The sequence below is a fragment of the Candidatus Avelusimicrobium sp. genome (assembly GCF_056976295.1).
Genome location: NZ_DBMCTG010000017.1, coordinates 1 through 24464 on the forward strand (window position 1 = coordinate 1; position 24464 = coordinate 24464).

Below are 24464 nucleotides of genomic sequence, written 5' to 3' on the forward strand. Positions count from 1 at the left end.
TAGCAAATCTGTTTCAACCTGTCAAGCCTTTTTAAACTCTTGTTTAAAACGCTCAACCCTTACTACTCTTTTATTTAAGCATTTTTTTAAATGTTTGTCAAGTGTTATTTAAAACCCTTGAAAACTTGTAGTATGCTCACTGACTACATTTATTATTAAAACATTTTTAAATCAATTTGTCAAGTCTTTTTATACTTCTTGATTATTCAAGGAAGTCGTGGCCGCTGAGGGCCGAAGGGATAAGACCTAACGATAAGTGTTTTTACTTTATTTATTATAAGACTAACTTGATTGGCTAGGCTCAGTCCACCGGTCGCCTTTTCTAATATAAGGAGGTGTTTCGCTGTCAAAAAGTTTTCTGCTTATAATTGATTGGTAAAAACTTTAAAGAAGTTTGCTAATTATTTAAAGAACAATTTTGACTACTCATATAGTCTAACAAAAAAAGACAGAAAAGTCAAGACCCATTTTTCTATTTTTTCAAAAACTTGAAAAAGGGCTCTTGAAAACTTCTCTGGAAACAAATCCTTTTTGTTTCCTTATGTATTAAGTATAACTGATTTTGAAAATGTTGTCAAGCCAACCTGGCATCATATTTTCGCTATCCTTATATATACTAAAAGGACCGGACAGCCGCAAGGCACAAAAAAGAAGGCCGCGCGTAACGCGCAAGCCCTCTTTATTTTTTGTTGTACCCGTTTTTTTCTCCGGCCGTTAGACCGGAAATCGTTAAATAAAAACCCCGCCTATTTCATTAATAAGCGGGGTTCTATTAAAAATAAAATCAAATTACATTAAACGCCCGCATAAACAACTTCTTCCTTTAGCCAATTAATCGGGTTAAAGGAGGAGTGGTTAATGCAGTAATTTACGTTTAACATTTGCATATTTATATTATGCTTTTTTTCCGGCCGGGTGTCAATTATTTTTTACGCACTAAATTTGCTATCCTTATATATATGGATATTGAGACGCTCTTAAAAAACACTTCCCGCAGTTTGTATTTAAGCGTTCAGGCGCTTCCCGGCAATATGCGCCCGGCATTTGGCATAGCCTATTTACTCTGCCGCTACGCCGATACGATTGCCGACACTTCTATTCTGCCCGCTCAACGGCGGCTTTATTGGATAGAGCGTTTCCCGCACCTGTTAAACGAGCAGAACCGGCAAGAAATTTCCCTCTTAGCAAGTGAAATTTGCGGCGGGAGTGAAAACCCTTACGAAAAGGAACTTATTAAAAATCTTCCGTCCTGTTTGCAGGTATTAAATCAAGTGTCTGCCAAACAACTGTCTATTATTATGGATGTGGTGCAAGCGGTTTGCGACGGGATGAAGATTGACTTAAATACTTTTTCCGAGGAGCACTCTGCCCAAATACAAGCTTTCCAAACCTCCGACGATTTACAACATTATTGCCGTTTAATGGGCGGCAAACCCGGCCTTTTTTGGAGCCGCCTTATTTGCACCACCACAAAAATTGATATGCCGGAAAAAGAGTTTTACGAACTCGGGCAACATATTGGGGACGCATTGCAAATCGTTAATATTTTGCGCGACTTGCCCAAAGATTTACGCATCGGACGGTGTTATTTCCCCGCACAGGACCTGGCCCAAAACGGCCTTACTGCCGCAGATTTATTAATTCCAGAAAATGCCACCCGTTTTGAACCCGTTAAACGCAAATGGATTTTATGGGGCGTGAACAACCTCAAAAGCGCCGTGCGCTATTTTGCCCAATTACCCAAATGGCAGCCCGGCGGGCGGGCGGCCGTAGCGTGGCCCGTATTATGGACGGCAGACACCCTCTTAAAAGTATGGCAAACCCCTGACCTGTTAAACCCGCAAAAGCGCGTGAAAATTCCGCGCTCTAACATTTACTCCACTATGCTCTGCACTCCGCCGATACTTATCAGCAATCTGTTGTTTAATAGGTGGCTAACCGGCAAACTGGACAAATTCAACTAAATTTCCATAAAAAATTGTTTCGCTTTCCTTCAAAATGCGCTATACTATAAAATGTATTTTTTGAAGGACTCCCGTTTTGTTATTGTACCCGCAATACCTATAAATTAAGGAGTTTTAATGACTGAACTATTGACTCACGCCATATCCCTCATCAATGATTATTTTTTGGGATATGTGCTTATGGCCGCGCTGATTTTTGCTGGCCTCTACTTTACGATTGCCACCCGCTTCGTACAGTTTGTCCGCCCCAAAGAAATGCTTAAACTAATGATAAGCGGCGGCGAAGAAACCCGCGGCACGGGGCACATTTCCCCCTTTCAGGCCTTTGCTATCAGCACCGCCGCACGCGTGGGAACCGGCAATATTGCCGGGGTGGCTATCGCCATTACCGTAGGTGGACCGGGCGCTATTTTTTGGATGTGGCTCATCGCGGTTATCGGTTCCGCTTCTGCTTTTGCCGAAAGCACGCTTGCCCAAATACATAAGGTAAAAACCGGCACGCATTTTCGCGGAGGGCCGGCCTACTATATGAAAAATGCCCTGCACAGCCCCAAATTGGGCTTGGCATTTTCCGTCATTATCACGCTGACGTTTGCCTTTGTGTTTAACTCGGTGCAATCTAACACTATTGCCCAATCGCTAAATGCTACTTTCCATTTGGATACGTCTATTTGCGGCATTGTTCTGGCGGCGCTTACCGCCATTATTATTTTTGGCGGGCTAAAACGCATTGCGCGTTTTTCGGCTATTATCGTGCCTGTCTTTGCCGGAGCATATATTATCCTTACACTCGTGGTAATGATATTAAACTTGGATAAGTTGCCTCACGTTTTCGGTCTTATTTTTTCTGATGCGTTCAGTTGGCACAATGTCGCAGGCGGCACCCTGGGTGCTACCATTATGACAGGCGCACGCCGCGGGTTGTTTTCCAACGAAGCAGGTATGGGCAGCGCTCCCAATGCCGCCGCCACCGCCCACACCTCACACCCGGTAAAACAGGGTTATGTACAGGCATTTAGCGTATTTATTGATACGCTGGTTATTTGCAGTTGCACGGCCTTTATTGTTTTACTGTCCAACTATCAGCAATTTCCGGGGTTAGAAGGGATTGCACTTACGCAAAAGGCTCTCACATTTCAACTGGGCAATTTCGGCAATTACTTTCTATCAGCCAGCGTATTGCTTTTTGCCTTTACCTCTATTATCGGCAATTATTACTACGGGCAGGCCAATGTGGAATTTATCACTCGCAAAAAAAGCGTAATGCTGGTTTTCCGCACAGGGGTAACGCTAATGGTGCTTTCGGGTGCGGTGTTGCAATTAAAACTGGTATGGAATTTGGCCGATTTGTTTATGGCGGCGATGGCACTGATGAACATTTACGCCATTTTGCGGTTGCGCACACAAGTCATTGATGCGCTGGCTGATTACCGCAAACAAAAAGAAAAAGGGCTAGACCCGCATTTTCATCCGGAGGAAATACCCTCTATCGGCCGTTCCGAAGCGTGGGAGAAATAATTTAAACCGGGGTAATTGGAAACACCCCGGTTTTTTAATAAAAAAGACCCATATAAAAATAGGCCTTGAAAAAAAAGAAAATACGCTTATAGTAATAGTACAAAGTACTTGGGAACAGCCCGATATCCTTGGTTGCAGTTGTGAGAGCACAGTGTGTTTTCCTATTGCATAAGACCCGGAAACGGAGCCTCCCTAGGAAAGAGGAACATAGTAATGACACTAATGAGCTAAACCCCCGAAATAATATGCGGGGGTTTTTTTAGGCCCTCCGGGCCGGGGAACTCTATGTGCGCTCCGCCGATTAGTTGAGCAACACTCTTTCTGCAAAGTCGCGTAGTTTTGTTTAGCGCGCGTTTCCGCCAGTATTCCTTCCTCACTCGCGTCTAGTCCTGCATACAATTTAGTTAGTAAAAGACCCTCCGGGCCGGAGAACTCTATGCGCGCTCCATTGATTAGTTGAACCTCACTCTTTTCGCAAACAACAGGCGTTACCTTTATTTGCCTTCGCGCTCTTTCCGTTTGGCTTCCTTCCACAGGGCCAGGGCTTCCTCGGCACTTGCGGCGTGGGCAAGGTCTCCAAACACGTGCGGATGGCGACGGTGGAGTTTGTCGTACAGGCCTTGGATTACGTCATCAATGGTAAATTTGCCCTCTTCGGCGGCAATCTGGCTGTGCATTAACACCTGCAAAAGCACATCCCCTAACTCCTCTTTCATATTTTCATCATCTTTCTTATTAATGGCATCAATCAGTTCCTGCGATTCGTTTTGCAAACATTTAATTAAACTTTCGTGCGTTTGTTTTTTATCCCACGGGCAACCGTTAGGCCCGCGCAAAACGGCAAAGGTTTCTACTAAATCGGCAAAGTTATTTTTTTTCATTGTTCACTCCGGGTAAAAATGCTATACCATTATTATATGAAAAATAAATTTTTATTTATGCTAACCGCTTTTCTTTTTTTCTCAGCCTGCTTGCAAGCGCAAGTAATGGTCGTGCGCGTGGACGGTAATAAAGTCTATTTAGACACCTCTGTTTTAAACCGTAATGTGCAAAAGGGCGATTTGTTTAAGGTTATCCTCTCTGCTGAAAAATTAACCAACCCCAAAACCGGGAAAGATTTAGGGCTGGTGTATAACTATTCCCAAGAGGGCAAAATCGTGGAAGTACAACCACTTTATGCCATTGGCGAGGTAGCGGCCGACAAACGCATTTCCGTCGGGCAGGAAGTTGTTTTAACCGCCACAGCCCCCGCACCGCAAGCCCCTGCCGTTACCGTGCAAGAAGCCGCCAAAACCTCCACGCACCGCAAAACCGTCTATGAACCCGTGGAGCAGGAAATTATCGGCGTAACCGAAGCCAATATAACAGGAGCGGATAATTTTATTACTCTTTCTAAAAAAGGCCAAGTAACCGTATGGACACAAGGAGAAAAGAACACGTTAAAGGAAGAACTCTCCTTCACGTTACCCGCCGGCAAGCGTGTATTAACCGTATCCGCCGCACCGGTAAAAGATAAAAAAGCACAAATTTTTGTTTCGTATTTTGACGAAAAACGCCAAACTATTTCTACCGCCGTACTGGAAAACCAAAACGACGCATTAAAAGAAATTGCCACTTTATCCTATTTTGCCAAAGAACTGGGCTGCGGACAAAACAAACAAATCTGGCTCCAAAAGCCGTTTGTCTCGGGTGCGTACCCAGGGAATGCCCGCTTAATAGCCTATACGGACGGTAAGTTTGCCCCCGCCAAAGAAACATTAAGCACCTACCGCAACTGGCTGACGGGGCTCAACCGCTATGCCGTAGAATCCGCCGATGTCCAAAATATTATTTATACATCTTCCAACGGGCCCTTGCGGCTTGTAACGGCTAGCGGAAAACGGGCAGAAAGCAAAGATTTGTTCGCCGCGGCTCCAAATCGTGTAAAATATAAGCAAGAGATTTTGAAATTTTACCCGTCCGTCCAAGTCTTTGGGCCGGAGGGCCGCGCCACCTTGGCAGCCGTGGAAAATATATCCAAATTAGGCATTTTGTCTGACACTTTTGGACAATACAAAAGCAGCAAAATTCATTTTTTGGCCTTTGAAAAGGGCCGCCTGTCCGTTACCGATACGGTAGAATTGGACGGCGTGGTATATGACACCGCCTGCACGGACAAGGCCGTTTTGACCGCCGAAGTATTGCCGGACGGGAACAGTTCCGTCGTGGAAATTTTTAAATAATCAGGAGAAGAACTCGTGCCACAATCTAGTGAAAAAATCAACGTGTTGGACAAGGGCTTTGTGCGCTTGGTAGATTTTATGGGGGGCGATGACCGTGCCGTGCAATCCGCCCGCGTATCCTTTGGAGCCGTATCCAAAGGGCCGGAGCAGGATAAACGGCTCATTAAATATTTAATGGAACACGCTCACCATACTCCGTTTGAACATTGCTATTTCCAATTTCATATTTGCTGCCCGATTTTTGTCGCGCGCCAATGGATGCGCCACCGCTGGGGTTCTTATAACGAAGTCAGCGCCCGCTATACCGAAGTAAAGGACGAGTTTTATATTCCGTCTAAATTCCGCGGGCAGGATACAAAAAACAAACAAGGCTCCGTGGCTGACTCCCAATTAGACAACGAAGCCCTGCGCAAAATTTATGAAGACAGCGTGGAAGCCTCTTACGCCGCTTACCACAAATTGTTGGAAGCCGGTGTCGCACGCGAAATGGCCCGCGGGGTATTGCCCGTGTGCCAATATACCCAGTTTTATTGGAGCGTAAACGCCCGCAGTTTGTTTAACTTCTTATGCTTGCGTATGGATAAACACGCCCAGCAGGAAATCCGCGTATATGCGGATGAAATCGCCAAAATCGTGGCGGAAAAAATGCCGTGGTCGTGGGAAGCGTTTGAATCATTAAACAAACACTTGCCGTTAGGCTCTGAATAATTAAGTCTAACTAAAAAAGGGAAATATTTATGAGAATACTCGGTATGATTATGGCCGGGGGCAAAGGGGAGCGTCTTTATCCGTTGACCAAGGACCGCTCCAAGCCTTCCGTTCCGTTCGGGGGCAAATACAGAATCGTAGATTTTGTACTGTCCAACTTCGTCAACTCGGGGATTTTTTCCTCTTATGTATTGGTGCAGTATTTATCGCAAAGTTTAATTGAATATTTGCGCACTACTTGGAGAAGTGAAGGCATCATTCCGGACCATTTTTTAACCTGCGTGCCGCCGCAAATGCGCTTGGGTGAAATTTGGTATCGCGGGACGGCAGACTCCGTACGTCAAAACATTAACTTGGTAAAAGATTTCGCACCCGATTTGGTAGCCATTTTCGGAGCGGACCACATTTACCGTATGGATGTGCGGCAAATGGTGGACTATCACTTAAAAAACAAGGCGGACGTTACCGTCGCAGCCAATACCGTTCCGTTGGAACAAGCGTCGGCTTTCGGTGTGCTGGGAACGGACGAAACGGGCCGTATTGTCCAGTTTGACGAAAAGCCCGCCCACCCGAAATGTATCCCGGGTAACCCCAAAGCAGCCTATGCCTCTATGGGTAACTATATTTTTAACACGGATGTTCTGTTACAAGTGTTGCAAAAGCGTTTCTGCGACGTTCCCGCGCTGGATTTCGGTAAGCATATTTTGCCTAAAATTTTGGCAGACCACCGTACTTTCGCCTATAATTTCCAAAGCCAAACGCTCCCCGGGGCCAAACCTTACGAAGAACAAGGCTACTGGCGCGATGTGGGAACGATTGAATCGTTTTGGCAGACCAATATGGACTTGTTGGGGCCTACGCCTAAATTGGACTTAAATAACCCCAAATGGCCGATTAGCACCACGCTTAACCGCGTGCCGGCCACTAAATATTTGGGCGGAACCGTGGTTAATTCTATGATTGGCGCAGGGTGCATTATTCACCCCAAGGCCAAAATTAAAAACTGCGTCATCAGCGACAGCGTAACGGTCGGCGAAGGAGCCGAATTAGAAGGCTGTGTGATTATGGATAATTGCGAAATTAAGGCGGGAGCCAAACTCAAAAAGGTAATTATGGACCGCTTTAACACCATCGCCCCCAAACAAACCATTGGGCACGATACGGAAGCCGACTCGCAAAAATACTACATTGACCCTTCGGGCATTGTGGTTATCCCGCGCGGCAAGAGTAAATTCTAACCGAAAGCGCGGCTTACAGGCCGCGCTTTTTTGTATATGATTAAAACCCTAAAACTCAAAAACCAAGAAGAAATTTTAATTGCGCTCGGCATTCAGGACCGTAAACTCCGCGCTTTGGAAAAAACTTTTAAAGTAACCGTCTTTGTAAAGTATGATGAGGACGGCGCGGGGGCCGAACTTTCCGTAAAAGGCACTAATTCCCGTGTGGATAAGGCCCTTGCCAAACTGCAAAAGGACCTCTCGTTAAACGCCGAAAAAAGGCCGCTTGATTTGTTAAAAGACAACCGCCCCTTTACTGACAATATTGTATTCCGTCCCGAGCACGCCAAACCCATAGAAGCCCGGAGCGAAAACCAAAAGAAATATATTGAAGCGGTCTTTGCAAACGACCTCGTCATTTCTTCCGGGCCTGCCGGAACGGGAAAAACTTTTTTGGCCTGTGCGTGCGCATTACGCGCCCTGGAACTGGGGATGACGGAACGCATTGTTGTTACGCGCCCCATTGTGGAAGCAGGTGAAAAACTGGGCTTTCTCCCGGGGGATATTGAAGAAAAAGTGGACCCGTACTTACGGCCTATTTATGATTCGTTTTATTCTATGCTGGGGATGGAAAAATTCAACTCGCTTAAATACAACAACATTTTGGAAATTGTACCCCTGGCCTATATGCGCGGACGGACGCTGGAAAGGTCGTTTATCATTTTAGACGAAGCACAAAACACCTTGCCCGCCCAAATGAAGATGTTTTTAACCCGTATGGGCATCGGCTCTAAAATGATTGTAAACGGCGACCTCTCGCAAATTGACCTGCCCAATAAAAAAGAAAGCGGACTTTTGCAGGTGGCAGAGGTATTATCCAAAGTTAAAGGAGTGGCCTTTGTGGAGTTTACAGGCGAGGACGTCGTACGTCATCCGCTGGTAAAAGATATTATTTCCGCTTATAACAAGTGGGATAAAAAACATACAGGAACAACCAAATGATTTCGCACATTTTTTACAATACCGATATTCCCAAACACCTGCGCAAAACAGGCTTATTCAAGGCCTGCTTGGAGCGCGGGCTAAAACATTTTGCCAAACAAAACATTGAGGTAAATGTTATTTTTGTGGACGAAAAAGAAATTCTGCGCGTAAACAAGGAATTTTTGGACCACCACTATATAACGGATGTTATTTCGTTTAATAACGAGCGTCCGCCGTTTGATACCGGGGAGCCGTGGGAGTTTGGTGATATTTTTGTATGTTATCAAGTAGCCCGGCAAAATGCAAAAAACTTCGGGCATACGGCTTTGCAGGAAATGATGATGTATGTTACGCACGGCGCGTTGCATTTATCAGGAATGGACGACCACGACCCCGAAGACCGCGCAGAAATGGACCGCCAAGCCGAAAAAATAATATCCGCCGTTCTCAAAAAATAAAAGCACAAAAAAACAGCGGGCATATTTAATGCTCGCTGTTTTTATTTAATTCTCTGCCGGTTGGTCGTCAGGTACGTCCACAATTTCGGGAACGCCCTTTTCGTCCAGCACTAAATATTGCAATTTGCGGTGCAACCCCACATCCACCGGAATAATCCGCGCCGTTTTATCCACCACAATATGAACCACCTGCGTATGGCCCACAATCTGCCACACCGGGCTGACCGGATAAGAAGACACCAAATCGTCCAAATCTTCCCAGAAAATCCCGCCAAAGCGGTTCACTCCTTTGCGGTGAATGCTGATGTTGAAAATCGGGTGCTTAAAAAATTCGTGTTTAATGGATTCCTTAAAAATCAGGTTAATCAGCACCGCTAAATTGTTGGAACTCGGCTCGTCCAACTGCATTTGAAAAATACGGTACAATTTATGCGTTACACCCGCGTGCGTGAATAAATACCCTTTGTAGGCATAGGCAGCGCGCAAATCCCCACAGAGCACCTGGCGGGTCATTTTTTCGCGCATAAACTGGGCTTCCTCTTTGCTAAAACCGGAAATAACAAAGTTAGACAAAAGCGGCTCCAATTCGTGATTGCCTACCAAGCGCACCACCTCTCCGCCCGCCGTTTTGGCCTGCTGCTGGATAGTGTCCAACAAGTCGTCCACCTTGCGGGAAAAGGGTCCTCTGTCAAAAATATCCCCCATTTGCACCAAACGGTCGTGTCCGCCGCACCAGTTGTTTTGTCCGTCTATCAATTTTGCGTGGCGCAAAATTTTAACAAACGGGTCAAACTGTCCGTGTACGTCGCCTACTACCACCACACGCTTGGGGTTCTTTTGGGTTTGCATTGGTTTTGTACCTTATACAAATAATATAATAATAATATACAAAAAGTTTACGTTGGTACGTATAAAATTTGTAGGAATTTATGAAAATACCGTCCGCCGCTTTCGCCGAACTGACAAAAATAGTGGGTAAAGAAAACCTGCTGACTGATGAGGTTTCCCTTTCCGTTTACGCATACGACTGTTCGCTTTCACGCACGCGGCCGAACGCCCTTATCCACTTGCGCCAGGCAGAAGTAATTGCCCCGGTGTTAAAGGTTTTGCACGCTTATCATATCCCTTTTGTGCCGCGCGCCAGTGCCACCAACCACGCCGGCAGTTGCGCCGCTTTAAACGGGGGCATTATTTTAAATGTGGCTCCGCTAAACAAAATTTTACAAATAAACACCCAAGAGGGGTTTGCGTGGGTAGAGCCGGGCGTTACCGGGGGAGACCTGCAAGATGCCCTTGCTCCGCTTGGCTTCTTTTACGCGCCGGACCCCGCCAGCGAGCGCGTTTGCACGTTAAGCGGCAACCTGGCCCAAAACGCAAGCGGCGCACGTTGTATGAAATACGGCGGCACCATAGACCACGTTTTGGAAATTGATTTCGTGTTGCCCGACGGAACGGAACTTCATTTATCCCGCCAAGACGGCGGACCGGATTTTATTGGACTTATTGCCGGGAGTGAAGGCACGCTCGGCATAATTAAACAATTAAAAGTGCGGATTCTGCCCGCGGCCAAGCATATTAAAACGTTTTTGGTAACATTCCCCTCTCTTGCAGACAGTGTGCAAACGGTCAGCGATTTAGCCGCTGAGGGCATTATCCCGCGGTGTGTGGAAGCCATGGATGACGTTACCACCCGCGCCGTGGAGGAATTTGCCCACGCGGGCTACCCGTTGGACGCAAAAGCCCTGCTGATTTTAGAGTTGGACGGCACTCCCGCTGAAATTTCCGAGCAGGAAAAACAGTTGGAAGATATTTGCCTGAAAAATCACTCGCTTAAATTTTTGCCGGCTAAAACGGAAGCCGAACGCCAAAAGTTATGGTTCGGCCGACGGGCGGCATATGCATCAATGGCCCGCTTGGCCCCCAATGTAATGGTGGGCGACGGCACCGTACCGCGGAGCGAACTTCCGCGCGCATTAGAAAAGGTGCGCCGTATTTTGGACGAACAACACATTTACGCAAGTTTGCTTTTCCACGCGGGCGACGGTAATTTTCACCCGCAAATTATCTTTGACGAGCGAAACCGTCCGGACACCGTCCGCGTAACAAAAGCACTAAAAGAAATTTTACAGGCTTGCGTGGATTGCGGGGGCACTGTATCGGGAGAACACGGAGTAGGCGTAGAAAAGCGCGCCGTAATGGCTTACCAATACGATAAACCGACCTTGGACCTTTTTGCGCAAATCAAGCACGCCTTTGACCCGGATAATTTAGCCAATCCGCTTAAATTAATTCCGGTTAATTATGCGGAAAAAGCCCGGGAACAAGCACCCTTATCCGCCGCAACAAAACAACTGGCAGAAAAAATTTTATTGCGCAAAAAAGCACACGCGCCGTGCCTGATTACCGGGGAAAACTCCCGCTTAAAAACCAAGGGAGCCAACGCGCTTTCCACCCAAACGCTAAACCGAATTTTGGAAATAGATAAGACTAATTACACGGTAACCGCCGAGGCGGGCGTTACATTAAAAAATTTGGCACGCGCCTTAACACAAGCCGGGGTTTACAGCATTTTGCCTAACGGCAAGGGAACTTTGGGCGGGGCTTTCTGTTCCGGCTCTCTGCCGTCCTTTTACGCGCAGGTTTTGGGGATAGAAGCCCTCTTGCCGGACGGCTCGCTCGTCCGCTATGGCGGCAAACTAATGAAAAATGCCGCCGGATATCATTTAACCCGCCTGTTTGCAGGCTCACAAGGAACTTTGGGCCTTGTAACCCGGCTGACTTTCAAAATCTATGCCAAGCCCGTTCCCGCAGCCCCGGAAAAGCCGTTTGTGCGCGAAAACGGCCATTTGCTCTGGGCTTCTATTAAGAAGCAATTAGACCCCGGGGATTTATTCCCTATTTTGGCAGGAGAAAAAAATGTTTGATTTGATTCCGCCACAACTAGACCCCTTGCACCCTAAACGGCATTTAACGCTGTTGGATACACCGTTTGGCGAAAGAAGCGTATATGACTCCCTTTGCTTTTGCAACCGTTGCGGAAGTTGCCAGCAAGCCTGCCCAACCTATTGGCTGACCCATGAGGAAACTTTTTCTCCACGCGGGCGCAATCAACTGGCGCGCTTGATAGCCGAAAAAAAATTAAACGTAAAAAACAGCCGCGCGCTGTTGGAACGAACCGTCAACTCCTGTCTGTTGTGCGGACGTTGTACGCAAGCCTGTGCAGGCAAAATTCCAACGGCCGAACATATGCTGGAACTGCGCCGGACCTTACAACTAAACACCTTGCCTAAAACTTTGTTTACGCTTCTTGCCTGGCGCACAAAGCACCCGCGCTTATTTAGCCGCCTAGTACGGCTGGGAGTCTTTTTGCGGGTGTGCGGAATTGTTTTTATGGCAAACAAAACCGGCCTCGCCCGTTTATGCGGCTTTGGGTGGGTAAATTATGCAAGCCAAATTCTTCCCCGCCACACCCCATCCCTTGCAAAAGTGCTTAAACAGCAGGGTATTTCCACCGCGCCCGAAAAGCCATCGCTCATTTATTTGCCCTCGCTGGAAGCGGAATTTTGCATCCCTGATTTAGCCGCAACGGTTTTAAAAACCGCCAACCAAAAATACCGCACCGCCGTATGGAACAACACACCAAGCGGTCTGTTTGATTATGTATATGGAAATCTGCGCCAAAGCCGCCGCACGGTTAAAAGGCTGCTGGTCCGCTGGGAAACAGCCGGAAAACTCCCCTTGCTGACAGACAGCATAGATGTATATCTCTTTCTGTCCCGCGCGGGGCAACTTTTTACCGCGTGGCCGAAATGGCACAAAAAAGCGCAGGAATTTGCCAAGAATCTTAAATTTGTTACGGACATTTTGCCCCGCAAGCCGGCCGGCGCGGAAAACTTTAAAAATGCGCCCGTACGGTTAGACAAAGGGGCTCTCTTTTTGCGTGAGGGCAAAGTTTTTGACAAGGCTCAAACAACTTTAAAGACACTTTTTAAGAAAAATTTTGTAGAGTGTTTGTATAAGGATGCGGATTCTCCCGCGTTCGGTTATAGTTTTGTACGGTTTAACTGCGCGCCCGAAATTTGGCTCCGCGCCGTGCAAAGCACCGCCCGGACACAGACAGGGACTGTGTTTACATTGTCAGGGCTGTCCGTCTTGGAATTAAATTTTTATTTGAAAAAGTTTTATCCGTCAGCCAAGGCAGACCACTTCGTACGCTTAAACGGGTGAGAAGCATATGCAATCATTTAGGCCGGAAAACGGCAAACTTTCCGCCGAAGAGAAGTTAAACTTATTGGTGGAATTCGGGGCGCGCATCTCCTGCGAACTCCGATTAGATAAACTACTGGATATCATCGCCCAACAAATTACCAAAATGTTAGACGTAGGGCGGTGCACCATTTATTTAAAAGATGTAGAAAAAAACGAACTGTGGTCTAAAATTGCCCAAGGGCGGGGCTTGGAACATACCGAAATCCGCGTACCGCTCAACGGCAACGGGGTAATTTCTTTGGTAGCCCGCACCGGCGAAACTATCAACTTGCCCAATGCTTATGAGGACCCGCGTTTTTCTATGGATGTGGATATGGTAACTGATTTCCGCACCCACTCTATGCTGGCTATTCCGCTTAAAAACAATTCGGGCAAAGTGTTAGGTGTTTTTCAGGTAGCCAACAAGGCCGACGGAACCCCCTTTGACAAAAAAGACGAGGGAATTTTACTCTTGCTTGCCACCTTGGCGGGCAGCGCAATTGAAATCGCCAAATTGTACCAAGACGTCCACGTTGCGCAGTTGGAAACCATTTACCGGCTGGCCGTTACCGCCGAATACCGCGACCAGCAGGACACCCGCGCCCACTTAAAAAATATCAGTATTATTTCCTATTTACTGGCCCTGGCCTTGGGGCTTAACAAGCACGATGCCGAACTGATTAAAAACGCCAGTCCCTTGCACGATATCGGCAAGGTGGCTTTGGCTGATAACATTTTGCTAAAACCCGGCAAACTCACCCCCGACGAATTTGAAATAATGAAATCGCACACCATTTACGGCGGGCGCATTTTGGAAGGGGCGCACTCCCAAGTGCTTAAAATCGCTCACAAGATGAGCCTCTACCACCACGAAAAATGGAACGGTTCGGGCTATCCCAAAGGGTTAAAGGGCGAGGAAATACCGATAGAGGCCCGCATTGTAACGGTGGCCGATGTGTTTGATGCGCTATGTATGTTCCGCGTATATAAAAAAGCGTGGAAGACTGATGATGCCTACGCGTATATTTTGGAAGAATCCGGTAAATCGTTTGACCCGCACATTGTGGCGGCGTTCAAAAAGATTTACCCCTCCGTGCGTAAATTATATAACAATAATCCCGCCAATCACGAGGTTTCAGCCCCCGTCCCCGCGGCGGAGCAAAACCAAAGCAACTGATTTAATACCCGGCTATCCCGCCGGGTATTTTTATGGGTTATGGGTAGCGTTCACACAAGGGGAAATACTATAATATAGTGTCCTTTTGGCTTTCAACCTAAAGTACAATTTAACATAAAGAGGGAATTGATGGAAAAAGAGACAATCCTAATCGGCCTATCCGGCGGGGTGGATTCCGCCGCTTCGGCCGTTATTTTAAAAGACAAGGGGTACCACGTCATCGGCGCTACGATGATTGTATGGGACCCGTCGCTCCCGGTACCAGAGGGGCCATACCAAAAAAACGCGTGTTTATCTCCCGAAAAAGAAGATTTACAAGAGGTGGAAGGTATTGCCCGCAAACTCGGCATTGACTTTGTAAAAGTGGACTGCCGGGACCCGTACCGCCGCGCCGTATTGGATAATTTCCGCCTGGAATATTCCTGCGGGCGCACACCGAATCCGTGCGTACTGTGTAACAGTTTGATTAAATTCGGCGTTTTGCCCAGCGCCGCCGAAAAGCAAGGAATTAAATTTGATAAATTTGCCACCGGACACTATGCCCGCGTGGAGTTTGACGAAAAATCGGGCAAATATTTATTGAAAAAAGCCAAAGATTTATCGCGCGACCAAAGTTACTTTTTGCACCGCTTAACCCAGCGGCAACTTTCCCGCGTGCTGTTCCCCTTGGGCGAAATGACCAAACCCGAAATTCGCGAAATTGCGCGCAAGGCCGGGCTGGAAGTAGCCGATAAAGAGGACAGCCAGGACTTTTACTGCGGGGATTACAACGATTTGTTAAACTTCCCCAGCAAGCCGGGCGATATCGTTACGCTGGACGGACAAGCGGTTGCCCGCCACGAAGGTTTGTGGCACTACACCATCGGCAAGCGCAAGGGGCTTGGTATTAGCGGCTTTAAAACGCCGATGTATGTGGTGCGGTTAGATGCGGCCAAAAACCAAGTGGTTATCGGGCCGAAAGAGGCCTTATACTCCCAAAAACTAACGGCAGATAAGGTGTCGTGGGTGGTGGGAGAAGCACCCGCGCAAGAGTTCCGGTGCGAAATTAAAATCCGCAACTTGCACAACCCGGCCAAAGCCACCGTACGCGTGCTTGAAAATGGGCGCATAGAAGCAGCGTTTGACGAACCTCAAATGTCTATTACTGCGGGGCAGTCGGCCGTAATGTACAACGGGGACATTGTTCTCGGCGGCGGAATAATTGAGTAAGCCAAACAACTTTTGCACTCCACCCAACTGTTGGTCCTTTGATTTGCACAAAAAAGCGGCCTGCCGATAAAAGGCAGACCGCTTTTTTGTTTTTATAAACCTTACGAAAACAACTCTTTGAGGAAACTCTTTTTGCCGCCTGTTTCCTTGGCGAGTTCCTCCAACAGTTCCTTTTGGCGGGTCGTCGGCTTTTTAATCACTTCAATTTTCACATTGACGAGCAAATCGCCAAAACCCTTTTTCCCCAGGCGAGGCATCCCGTTCCCCTGCACTTTAATCACAGAGCCAAACTGTGTGCCTTTGGGAATTGTAACCTCAATTTCTTTTCCCTCAATCGTTGGCACCTTAATACTGCCGCCCAAAACCGCCTGAGGATAAGTAATCGGCGCATCAATCAGCAAATCATCTCCCGCACGCTTAAATATTTTATGCTCTTTAACGCGCACTTCTACATACAAATCGCCGAAACCGCCGCCGTTGGTACCGATATCGCCCCCGTTGGACACGCGCAAGGTTACACCCGTACGCACACCGGAGGGAATTTTAACAGTAATATTTTCTTTTACGCGTTTGGTACCGCTACCTTTACAGGAGGAACACGGTTTTTCCACCACCGTACCTTTGCCGCCACAATCGGGACAAACTTGGCGCATACTGAAAAATCCTTGCGAATACGTTACCGTGCCCGTTCCGTTGCAGGAGCGGCACGTCTTGCGGGCAGAGCCCGGGGCTGCACCGGAACCGTCGCACTCGGCGCAGTTGTCTAGGCGAGTATAATCTACGGGCACTTCTTTACCCGCAAACGCTTCCTCCAAAGTCAGGGTAACATCCAACTTTAAATCTTCCCCCCGTTGGGCACGCGGTGCTCCGCGGCGTCCGCCGCCAAATGCCCCGCCGAACATATCGCCAAACACAGAGCCGAAGATATCGTTAATATCCCCAAAGCCCCCTGCATTAAAGCCGCCAAAACCGCCTGCGCCCGATACACCCTCGTGGCCGTATTGGTCATACATCTGCTTTTTTTGCGGATCAGACAAAACGGAAAACGCTTCGTTTACTTTTTTAAATTGTTCTTCGGCTTCTTTATTGCCCGGATTTCTGTCCGGGTGGAATTTCATAGCCTGTCGCCGGAACGCAGACTTAATTTCTACCTCGGTGGCGGTGCGCTCAATACCGAGGATTTGATAATAATCTTCTTTCATTTTAGTAGGCATAGTCCTCAAATCTCTTTATTATATTTTATTAAATTTGCACTCTGCCTGCACGTCTGCCGAAAATAACACCCCGCCATAAGCGCAAAATTTATGTTATAATATATATACAAATTAAGGGAGAACGCCCTTTTGGCCCCGCACCGCAAGGTAAAAGGGGGCAGGAGAGGTGTCTCTTTATTTGGTATAATAAACTTATGTACGCAATTATTGAAACTGGTGGAAAACAGTACTGGGTTAAACCCGGTCAAAATCTGCAGGTTGAAAAACTGGACGCGGAAGCCGGCGCCAACATTGAACTGAAAGTTCTCTGGGCCGCTAACGAAGAAGGTACCTCGGCAGATGCCAAAGCCGGTAACACGGCCAAGGTCACCGCTCAAGTGGTAAAACATTTGAGAGGTCCGAAAATCCTCGTTTTCAAAAAGAGACCGAAAAAAGGTTACGAAAGAACCATCGGCCACAGACAGGATTTAACGCAAATTAAAATTACGGATATCCAGTTAGCATAACTTGGGAGACTAAACTATGGCACATACAAAAGCACAAGGTTCTTCCTCCAACGGAAGAGACAGCCACGGCCAGCGTTTAGGCATTAAACGCTACGGCTCCCAGTTTGTAAACGCTGGGGAAATCATCGTCCGCCAACGCGGTACCAAATTCTTGCCCGGTACCAACGTGGCAAGAAGCAGCGATGACAGCCTTTTTGCCCGCGTTGCCGGCATTGTTACTTTTGAATGGGTAACGAGAGGCAAAAAGCAAATTTCCGTGTACCCGAAAGTTGCGGAAACCAAAGAAGCCAAAGAGCCTGCTAAAAAACCGGCTGTAAAAGCCGCCAAAAAGCCCGCCGCCAAGAAAACGGCTGCGAAAAAGGCTCCCGCCAAAGCCAAAAAAGCCGACGCGGCCAAATAAGCGCTTCACAGTTTAAAAAGCGGCAGGGGGTTCTCCTGCCGCTTTTTTTGTAGTTATTCAGCGGGACAAAAAATCTCCCGTATGATACAATAAGAAAATGAAAAAGGACGAACTGCACGTTTCGCAAGACGAGTGGGTTTACACCTGCACCAAGTCGCCTGCGCGGGCCAAAGTAAAAAGGGCGCGCACAAAGGCGAAACGCCGTTTATCCAAAAAACTGCTGGCCCAAACCGAATATTAATTTGCTTTCGGCCAAAACGATTTAAGTATAGAAAGGACGAATTTATGCAATCCGGAAGTTTTTTAGACCGTGTTAAAATTTACCTCACCGCCGGAAAAGGCGGGGACGGCTGCTTATCTTTCCGCCGCGAAAAATTTATTGAGTTTGGCGGCCCGAACGGCGGTTGCGGCGGCAAAGGGGGCGACATTATTTTGCAGGCCGACCCCAATTTAACTACGCTTCTGGAATTGGCGTACAACCCGCACATTGAAGCCCAAAACGGCGAAAAAGGCGGCACTTACAATAAAACAGGCCGCGCGGGAGAAGATAAAATCGTCCGCGTGCCGTGCGGTACTATCGTTAAAAAGGACGGGCAAATTCTGGTAGATTTAACCGAAGCCGGACAGCAATTTACCGTCGCCAAAGGCGGTATGGGCGGGCGCGGCAACCAGTCGTTTAAGACCCGCAACAACACCGCCCCCCACATTGCTGAAAACGGTCAACCCGGCGAAGAAGTAACTCTCTTTTTGGAACTCAAAGTTTTGGCGGATTTGGGACTGGTCGGATTCCCCAATGCAGGCAAAAGCACTTTTTTAAGCCGCATTTCCGCCGCCCGGCCGCGTATTGCAGATTACCCGTTCACCACCTTGAACCCTAATCTGGGCATCACCTTGCACAAGGGCCTCAGTTTTGCAACTGCCGACATCCCGGGTATTATTGAAGGAGCCAGCGAGGGCAAAGGGCTTGGCACGCAATTTTTAAAGCATATTGAGCGCACCCGCGTACTTTTGCACTTGGTGGACCCGGAAGGATTTAACGGGATGGACGCGGAAAAATCGGTAAAAGTAATTGAAAACGAATTAAAAACCTTTGATAAAAAACTGTTTGCCAAACCGCGTATTATCGTAGTAAACAAAATGGATTTGCCCGAAGCGCAAAAAGCATACGAAACCATTAAAAAGAAGTTTAAAAAGCACAAAGTAATGCTAATGTCCGCCGCTACCGGCGAGGGCGTAAACAAAGTATTGGATGAAGTGGTTAAAATTTTGGCCGCTACCCCGGTTGAACCTCCGGCAGAAACAAAGCAATCCGCCGTTACGCACCGGGTAGAACCGATTTTTTCCATTTTCCGCGACGAAGAAGACGTCATCCACATTACAGGCAAAAAAGTGGAAGAGTTTATCGCGATGACGAATTTTAACCAGCCCGAAGCCATTGCGCGCTTGCGCGGTATCTTCAAAAAAATAGGATTGGAAAAAGCACTCCTTAAATACGGAGTGCAGGACGGCGATTCCTTGGTAGTAGGCGGACGGGAGTTTGAGTGGAACGGCGACTTTGATAACGAAGCCCCGACCACACCCGAACACGCCGGTTATAAGCGGCGCACGACCAAGCAGGAGCGTTTGGACAAGCGCAACGCCCGCAGAAAGGCCAAGCGGGAAGCCAAGAACAATTAGTTTAAAAAGCCCCCATTTCACCGGGGGCTTTTTTAATTGAGTGTACAAATGATGTGGGGTGTAATCGTTTTCCACCGGGGCTTTTACTTAGATTTTTGTTTATTGATATAATTAACAGATTCTATGACGGAAGCATAATTGCGCCGGGACTTATATACAAAAGAAGGATAGGCATTTTTCCAAGTTAATTTATAATAATCGCTCCCCATAGTCTGTTCCATAAAGGCAGCCACGTCCGCATTAAATACAGGGAACATAAACAATTCCTCTACTGCGGGAACTTTTTCGCCGCCTTTCTTTTTCTCCCAGTGGGCGGAGGTCATATTGCCAGACACAATGCCTATTAATTCCCCGGTATTGGTCATTACGCCCGAGCCGCTCATCCCTTTGCGGATGCCAAAGTTCTTGGTGTAAGCAAACCCCAGGGCTTTTACATAATGCACAACATATGGGTCTGGCTCTATTTTGCGCACGCCGCCAAAAATGGAAATAACGGAAATTTTACGATCAATAATGGCGTTAAAATTATCAAACAAAACCAACGGGGGCAGTTCGGGGCTTTTGATATGCGTAAACTGGCTTTTAACCTTTCGGTTCCGCTCTAAATATGCGGCAAACTGCTGGGCAGTCAGCGCCCGGTTGTAGGACTGCTTTTTAGTAGCGTGCCGGTAATAGGCCAGGGAGGTCCTGTCCAAATCCAGGCGGATAAGGGCAAAATCATTTTTGACAAATACTTTGGACGAATATTCCGGGTGGACAAATACCGCCGGTTTTTTGGGCGTATGCGTAACACTTGCCAAGGCGGACACGGGCCTTTCCAATAAATCCATTTGAATTGTACATCCTTTTTGGCACGTCTGCGCGACACAATGCGCCGCTGTGGCGAACCACCGCCGCCCAATCCGCGTAGCCTGGCACTTGTTTTGCTGCCCGCCGCCAGCCGGTTTAATAAAATATTCAAATGTATGGTAAAAATCTTCCTTTGTTTTGTGCTTATCTTCATCCGTAACCGACAAAATACTTACCTGTCCCCAGCAAAGAGTGGTGCAAAATAAAAAGAAAATATGGAAAAAAATCCGCTTCATTTCGTTTCCCGTTTGGCAGGCTCGGGCAGTTTAATACGCACATCAAACCCCGCCAAATTTCGTAAGTCTTTTGACGGCCACGACAGGTACTTTACCGTATTTAAAGCAGGCAAAACCTCATCTATATTATCGCACGTCATTATTTCTTTCCCGTCCGGCACATACGGGTAAATCATGCCGATAAAGGTTTCCTCGCGCGGAAAACGACGGGAGAGAGAAGAAAGGTAGGAATAATCCAAATGGGCCGCTCCCGCATACACAATAAACAAAGCATCCGGCATTTCCTTACGGTATTCGGCTATGGCCTGATACCAATCCGCATTACGCACGCGCATCCCTTCGGGAGTGCTCCACATATTCACTTCTTCCTCTGGCGTTACGCCGGGGATTTCCATTTTTGGCGGCGTGTGGAAATATATATAATTGCTTTCCAGCCCTTTAATGCGTATGCCCAAACGGGTGGCATTATTGAACAGGGTTTCGTATTCCGGGTTAGCCTGCCGCATCCAATCCCGAGCGGGGCGCATATTTTTTTTGCCCCGCGGCAAAAATTCCGTTACCAACACCATTTGGCGCTTCGGGTATTTGGCCCGCAAGGCTTCCAAAAAGGAACTTATGCCGGGCTGCAACCAGGTATAATCGTGTATTTCTCCTATCATTACTTGATTGATTTCCGGGCCGATTTGGGCCGCCATTTGCACGAAAGGCTCCTGGGTGGGATTAGATATCTTTTGCGTTAAAAATTCGTTTTGCCGCGCTTTTATGGCCTTAAACAAAGCCGCTCGCTGTTTCCACAAAGTGGCAATGGCGCGGTTATTGGCTGACAGGAAATAATTACGCTGGGCTTCGGGCGATAATTTTCTAAAAAACGGGAGTTCCATATACGGGCCCAACGGTTCGCGTTTCCACGGCCAGCCGCTAACGGCAAGAGCAGGCTTTTCGTCCGGCAAAAGCAAATTCTCCGCCAGCGGCAATTTATCCAAGGCTTGGCGCGTAAGTAACTCCCGCTGTATCAGCAATTTTTCCAAATGGGGAAAAGAAAAGATCCGGCCCGGCACTTTGGGGTGCGCTGCCTTGACCGCTTTGGTAAGCGTACTGGGAGCCTGGCGAAGAGGCCGCCCTTGTGCAAACAGTACAGAGGCAGACAAGCAAAAAGTGAAAATACAAAGCGTGCGGGCTAAAAATTTTGTCATATAATTTCCCCTTTAATACGGCTTTTTTATATTATAAAAAGATAATAGCAAATAGCAAAGTTATTTTGAGAAAAATGTATAAAAACCGTTTTTCTCCCTCCTTTCCAAAAGTCTGCTGATGCGGCGCGTGCAGAATTTCAGTTTGCTGTTATTAAAGCCCCGATTGAAACATTTGGGGATGAGGAAAAAACACCACAGAGTTCGCCGGAGGTGTTTTATCAGACAGGCACAAAAAACCCCGCAACCGTAAAGTCGCGGGGTTTTTGTGTGCAAAAGAGAACTTATTTGTAACTGACAAATACGCCAGGTCCCATAGTAGAACTGAGCGATACGCTCTGCACATACACACCTTTGGAGGTGCTGGGTTTCACGCGGAGGATAGTATCCATTACTGCCTTGGCGTTTTCGGCCAGTTTGGCGGCGTCAAAGGACGCTTTGCCAATGATGGCGTGCACAATACCGTACGCATCGGCTTTGAACTCAATGCGGCCCGCTTTCAACGCTTTGATGGTGTTAGCCAATTCAAAGGTTACAGTACCGCTTTTCGGGTTCGGCATAAGACCGCGCGGACCCAAGATTTTGGCGGCTTTGGCCAAATCTCTCATCGTGTCCGGGGTGGCAACGAGTACATCAAAGTCAATTTTGCCTTTGAGCACTTCTTCCACAATGTCTTCACAACCGACTCTGTCGGCACCGGCCTGTTGGGCTTCTTGCGCGTGTTCGCCCTTGGCGATAACGGCAATGCGTTTGGTCTTGCCCGTACCGTGCGGCAAAGCGACGGTGGTGCGGACCTGCTGGTCGGCTTTTTTGGTATCAATGCCCAGTTTCACGTGGATTTCAACGGTTTCGTCAAATTTGGCTTTGGCGTTATCTTTTACGATTTGAGCACCTTCGGCCATCGTGTAAACTTTGGACTTGTCGTACGTCTTTTGTGCGGCTTCCAATCTTTTTCCCATCTTAAATACTCCTTAGGTTTTAACGGGCGTTTTCGCCCTCCCTCAGTTTAAATTTATTTTACTACGTCCACACCCATACTGCGGCAGGTGCCTTTTACCATTTCGGCGGCCTGTTTGACATCTTTCGTGTTCAAATCGGGCAATTTCTGCGCAGCGATTTTTTCGCACTGGGCTTGGGTAATCTTGCCGACTTTATCTTTGTGGGGAGCGCCGGAACCTTTGGCCAGGCCCAATTCCTTGATAATCAGCACAGCCATAGGCGGCATCTTGGTAATAAAGGTGAAAGAGCGGTCTTCATAAACAGTAATGATGACCGGAATCTTGATACCTTTTTCCATTTTAGCCGTCTTGGCGTTGAATTGTTTGCAAAATTCCATAATGTTGACGCCGTGCTGGCCCAAAGCCGGACCCACAGGCGGGGCCGGGTTAGCGGCACCGGCAGGAATCTGCAATTTGATGTAACCTTTAATTTTTTTCTCTTTTGCCATTTTGTTGTTACTCCGTATTTTTTACTGCTTTACTGCGGTAAAATCTAGTTCTTTTCTACTTGCAAGAAGTCCACTTCCACAGGAGTTTTGCGGTCAAAGACCGTAACCATTACTTTCAGTTTATTCTTCTGCTCGTTGACTTCTTCCACTTCACCGATGAAATGCTTGAACGGACCTTCCGTAATACGGACGCTTTCGCCGCGTTCAAATTCCACCACGTGTTTGGGTTTACCGGAGGGATTATCCGTAAGTTCCACGATACCGGCAATTTCTTCTTCCGGCAGCGGAACGGGGTTAGGATCACCCAAGAAACCGGTTACGCCCGTAATATTCTTAATAAACCAATATGCTTCGCTGGTCATTAACATCTGTACCAGCACATAACCAGGGAAAAATTTCCGTTTGCGTAAAATTTTCTTGTTTTGTTTGACTTCAACAACTTCTTCGGTGGGAACCAGGACCTGAAAAACGCGGTCCCCAAAGCCCTGGATGTCAATATTAAGCAGGATTTTTTCTCTTACTTTGTCCTCGTGCCCCGTTTGGGTATGCACGACGTACCACGCTTTTTCTTCCATTAGCGACCCCCGACTACTGCGCCCAACACTTTGGTCAGGCCAAAGTCAATGACGCCGACATACGCAGACACCAACGCCACTACAATCATAACGAGGATAGTGGATTGCACCACTTCCTGTCTGGAAAGCCAGGTGGATTTTCTCAGTTCACCAACAGATTGTTTGAGAAAATTAATTGCTTTATTCATAAATATCCGTTTTCCTTGATATAAAACCTGGCAGGAGCGGAAGGACTCGAACCTTCAGTCCCGGTTTTGGAGACCGGTGGTTTACCAGTTAACCGACGCTCCCACAAAAAATCTTAGGCTTTGCCTTCTTTATGCTTGGTGCTTTTTCCGCATTTTTTGCAGAACTTGTTGACTTCCAACTTGTATTCTTTCTTTTTACCGCGCACTTGGTAATAGTTTTTATTCTTGCATTCGGTGCAAACCAGCGCGATTGTAATTCTTTCGTTAGCCATCTTATTATCCTTAAAAGAGAGAACAAATCTCTAAAAATATTGCTGTTCACGCTATCTGCGGGGGCATAGTTAAATGCCCCCGCCACAGTGAACTAAACAATTTTACTACTCAATAATTTTGGTTACAACACCGGCGCCTACCGTATGGCCACCTTCGCGGATTGCAAAGCGCAAACCTTCTTCCATAGCCACAGGCGTAATCAAT

General features: G+C 47.4%; 26 protein-coding genes and 1 tRNA gene. 15 read left to right on the forward strand and 12 right to left on the reverse strand.

Annotated elements, in window-relative coordinates; all coding sequences use genetic code 11:
* Nucleotides 1-959 precede the first annotated feature (959 nt).
* Complete coding sequence (locus tag ACZOTW_RS06720; protein ID WP_483997834.1) at nt 960-1964, forward strand: phytoene/squalene synthase family protein; 1005 nt, start codon at nt 960-962, stop codon at nt 1962-1964.
* Nucleotides 1965-2081: 117 nt separating this feature from the next.
* On the forward strand, nt 2082-3482 hold the full coding sequence (locus ACZOTW_RS06725; protein ID WP_428064412.1) for an alanine/glycine:cation symporter family protein: 1401 nt from the start codon (nt 2082-2084) through the stop codon (nt 3480-3482).
* A gap of 494 nt (nt 3483-3976) precedes the next feature.
* Here the strand turns inward: ACZOTW_RS06725 and ACZOTW_RS06730 are convergent, their stop codons facing one another.
* Nucleotides 3977-4363, reverse strand: coding sequence for a MazG family protein (locus tag ACZOTW_RS06730; RefSeq protein ID WP_428038042.1), 387 nt, complete (start codon nt 4361-4363; stop codon nt 3977-3979).
* Nucleotides 4364-4399: 36 nt separating this feature from the next.
* Between ACZOTW_RS06730 and ACZOTW_RS06735 the strand changes: the two genes are divergently transcribed.
* The 5 genes from ACZOTW_RS06735 (at nt 4400) to ybeY (ending at nt 9071) form a co-directional block, all read left to right on the forward strand.
* Entirely contained in the window at nt 4400-5704 is a 1305-nt protein-coding gene (locus ACZOTW_RS06735) for a hypothetical protein (RefSeq protein ID WP_483997835.1), read from the forward strand.
* Nucleotides 5705-5782: 78 nt separating this feature from the next.
* Nucleotides 5783-6412, forward strand: coding sequence for an FAD-dependent thymidylate synthase (gene thyX / locus ACZOTW_RS06740; RefSeq protein ID WP_428038045.1), 630 nt, complete (start codon nt 5783-5785; stop codon nt 6410-6412).
* Between the two features lie 29 nt (nt 6413-6441).
* Nucleotides 6442-7650 carry a glucose-1-phosphate adenylyltransferase gene (locus ACZOTW_RS06745; RefSeq protein WP_177746462.1) on the forward strand — a complete coding sequence of 403 codons (1209 nt, stop codon included), beginning with the start codon at nt 6442-6444 and terminating at the stop codon, nt 7648-7650.
* Nucleotides 7651-7686: 36 nt separating this feature from the next.
* Entirely contained in the window at nt 7687-8631 is a 945-nt protein-coding gene (locus ACZOTW_RS06750; protein ID WP_483997836.1) for a PhoH family protein, read from the forward strand.
* Nucleotides 8628-9071, forward strand: coding sequence for an rRNA maturation RNase YbeY (gene ybeY, locus ACZOTW_RS06755; RefSeq protein WP_483997837.1), 444 nt, complete (start codon nt 8628-8630; stop codon nt 9069-9071). Before ACZOTW_RS06750 ends, ybeY begins: the two co-directional genes overlap by 4 nt.
* A gap of 45 nt (nt 9072-9116) precedes the next feature.
* On the opposite strand, the gene ACZOTW_RS06760 is transcribed toward ybeY, so the two are convergent.
* A complete protein-coding gene (locus ACZOTW_RS06760; protein ID WP_428042163.1) occupies nt 9117-9920 on the reverse strand; it encodes a metallophosphoesterase in 804 nt (267 codons plus the stop codon).
* A gap of 80 nt (nt 9921-10000) precedes the next feature.
* On the opposite strand from ACZOTW_RS06760, the gene ACZOTW_RS06765 reads away from it, so the two are divergent.
* From ACZOTW_RS06765 to mnmA, 4 genes are all read left to right on the forward strand, one after another.
* Nucleotides 10001-11995: an FAD-binding oxidoreductase gene (locus tag ACZOTW_RS06765; protein WP_483997838.1), complete on the forward strand. Its 1995-nt coding sequence runs from the start codon at nt 10001-10003 to the stop codon at nt 11993-11995.
* Nucleotides 11988-13298 carry a 4Fe-4S dicluster domain-containing protein gene (locus ACZOTW_RS06770; protein ID WP_483997839.1) on the forward strand — a complete coding sequence of 437 codons (1311 nt, stop codon included), beginning with the start codon at nt 11988-11990 and terminating at the stop codon, nt 13296-13298. Before ACZOTW_RS06765 ends, ACZOTW_RS06770 begins: the two co-directional genes overlap by 8 nt.
* 7 nt (nt 13299-13305) lie before the next feature.
* Nucleotides 13306-14496, forward strand: coding sequence for an HD domain-containing phosphohydrolase (locus ACZOTW_RS06775; RefSeq protein WP_428038036.1), 1191 nt, complete (start codon nt 13306-13308; stop codon nt 14494-14496).
* A 129-nt stretch (nt 14497-14625) separates the two neighbouring features.
* Nucleotides 14626-15705, forward strand: a complete 1080-nt coding sequence (mnmA, locus tag ACZOTW_RS06780) for a tRNA 2-thiouridine(34) synthase MnmA (protein WP_483997840.1) — start codon at nt 14626-14628, stop codon at nt 15703-15705.
* Between the two features lie 101 nt (nt 15706-15806).
* Here mnmA and dnaJ read toward each other — a convergent pair whose 3' ends face one another.
* Complete coding sequence (gene dnaJ / locus ACZOTW_RS06785; RefSeq protein ID WP_483997841.1) at nt 15807-16919, reverse strand: molecular chaperone DnaJ; 1113 nt, start codon at nt 16917-16919, stop codon at nt 15807-15809.
* A gap of 194 nt (nt 16920-17113) precedes the next feature.
* On the opposite strand from dnaJ, the gene rplU reads away from it, so the two are divergent.
* The 4 genes from rplU to obgE all read left to right on the forward strand — a co-directional run bounded on the left by rplU (nt 17114) and on the right by obgE (nt 19502).
* Nucleotides 17114-17425 carry a 50S ribosomal protein L21 gene (gene rplU / locus ACZOTW_RS06790; RefSeq protein ID WP_428047017.1) on the forward strand — a complete coding sequence of 104 codons (312 nt, stop codon included), beginning with the start codon at nt 17114-17116 and terminating at the stop codon, nt 17423-17425.
* A 16-nt stretch (nt 17426-17441) separates the two neighbouring features.
* Complete coding sequence (gene rpmA, locus ACZOTW_RS06795; protein WP_177746443.1) at nt 17442-17825, forward strand: 50S ribosomal protein L27; 384 nt, start codon at nt 17442-17444, stop codon at nt 17823-17825.
* A 97-nt stretch (nt 17826-17922) separates the two neighbouring features.
* Nucleotides 17923-18066, forward strand: coding sequence for a hypothetical protein (locus ACZOTW_RS06800; protein WP_177746441.1), 144 nt, complete (start codon nt 17923-17925; stop codon nt 18064-18066).
* A 44-nt stretch (nt 18067-18110) separates the two neighbouring features.
* Nucleotides 18111-19502, forward strand: a complete 1392-nt coding sequence (obgE, locus tag ACZOTW_RS06805; RefSeq protein WP_483997842.1) for a GTPase ObgE — start codon at nt 18111-18113, stop codon at nt 19500-19502.
* A gap of 83 nt (nt 19503-19585) precedes the next feature.
* Here the strand turns inward: obgE and ACZOTW_RS06810 are convergent, their stop codons facing one another.
* The 9 genes from ACZOTW_RS06810 to ACZOTW_RS06850 form a co-directional block, all read right to left on the reverse strand.
* A complete protein-coding gene (locus tag ACZOTW_RS06810) occupies nt 19586-20587 on the reverse strand; it encodes a trypsin-like serine protease (protein WP_483997843.1) in 1002 nt (333 codons plus the stop codon).
* Nucleotides 20584-21780: a hypothetical protein gene (locus ACZOTW_RS06815; protein ID WP_483997844.1), complete on the reverse strand. Its 1197-nt coding sequence runs from the start codon at nt 21778-21780 to the stop codon at nt 20584-20586. The genes ACZOTW_RS06810 and ACZOTW_RS06815 overlap by 4 nt, the downstream gene beginning before the upstream one ends.
* A gap of 281 nt (nt 21781-22061) precedes the next feature.
* The gene (gene rplA, locus ACZOTW_RS06820; RefSeq protein WP_177746429.1) at nt 22062-22736 is read right to left on the reverse strand and encodes a 50S ribosomal protein L1; all 675 of its coding nucleotides are present in this window, start codon (nt 22734-22736) and stop codon (nt 22062-22064) included.
* 53 nt (nt 22737-22789) lie between these two features.
* Nucleotides 22790-23224 (reverse strand): 50S ribosomal protein L11, encoded by a 435-nt coding sequence (gene rplK, locus ACZOTW_RS06825; protein ID WP_177746427.1) that lies wholly within the window; start codon nt 23222-23224, stop codon nt 22790-22792.
* Between the two features lie 44 nt (nt 23225-23268).
* Entirely contained in the window at nt 23269-23799 is a 531-nt protein-coding gene (gene nusG / locus ACZOTW_RS06830; protein ID WP_177746425.1) for a transcription termination/antitermination protein NusG, read from the reverse strand.
* Nucleotides 23799-23987: a preprotein translocase subunit SecE gene (secE, locus tag ACZOTW_RS06835; protein WP_177746423.1), complete on the reverse strand. Its 189-nt coding sequence runs from the start codon at nt 23985-23987 to the stop codon at nt 23799-23801. Before secE ends, nusG begins: the two co-directional genes overlap by 1 nt.
* A gap of 28 nt (nt 23988-24015) precedes the next feature.
* Nucleotides 24016-24090, reverse strand: a tRNA-Trp gene (locus ACZOTW_RS06840).
* A 10-nt stretch (nt 24091-24100) separates the two neighbouring features.
* The gene (gene rpmG / locus ACZOTW_RS06845; protein WP_177746420.1) at nt 24101-24259 is read right to left on the reverse strand and encodes a 50S ribosomal protein L33; all 159 of its coding nucleotides are present in this window, start codon (nt 24257-24259) and stop codon (nt 24101-24103) included.
* 105 nt (nt 24260-24364) lie between these two features.
* A partial coding sequence (locus tag ACZOTW_RS06850) for an EF-Tu C-terminal domain-related protein (protein ID WP_483997595.1) occupies nt 24365-24464 on the reverse strand: 100 nt, incomplete at its 5' end.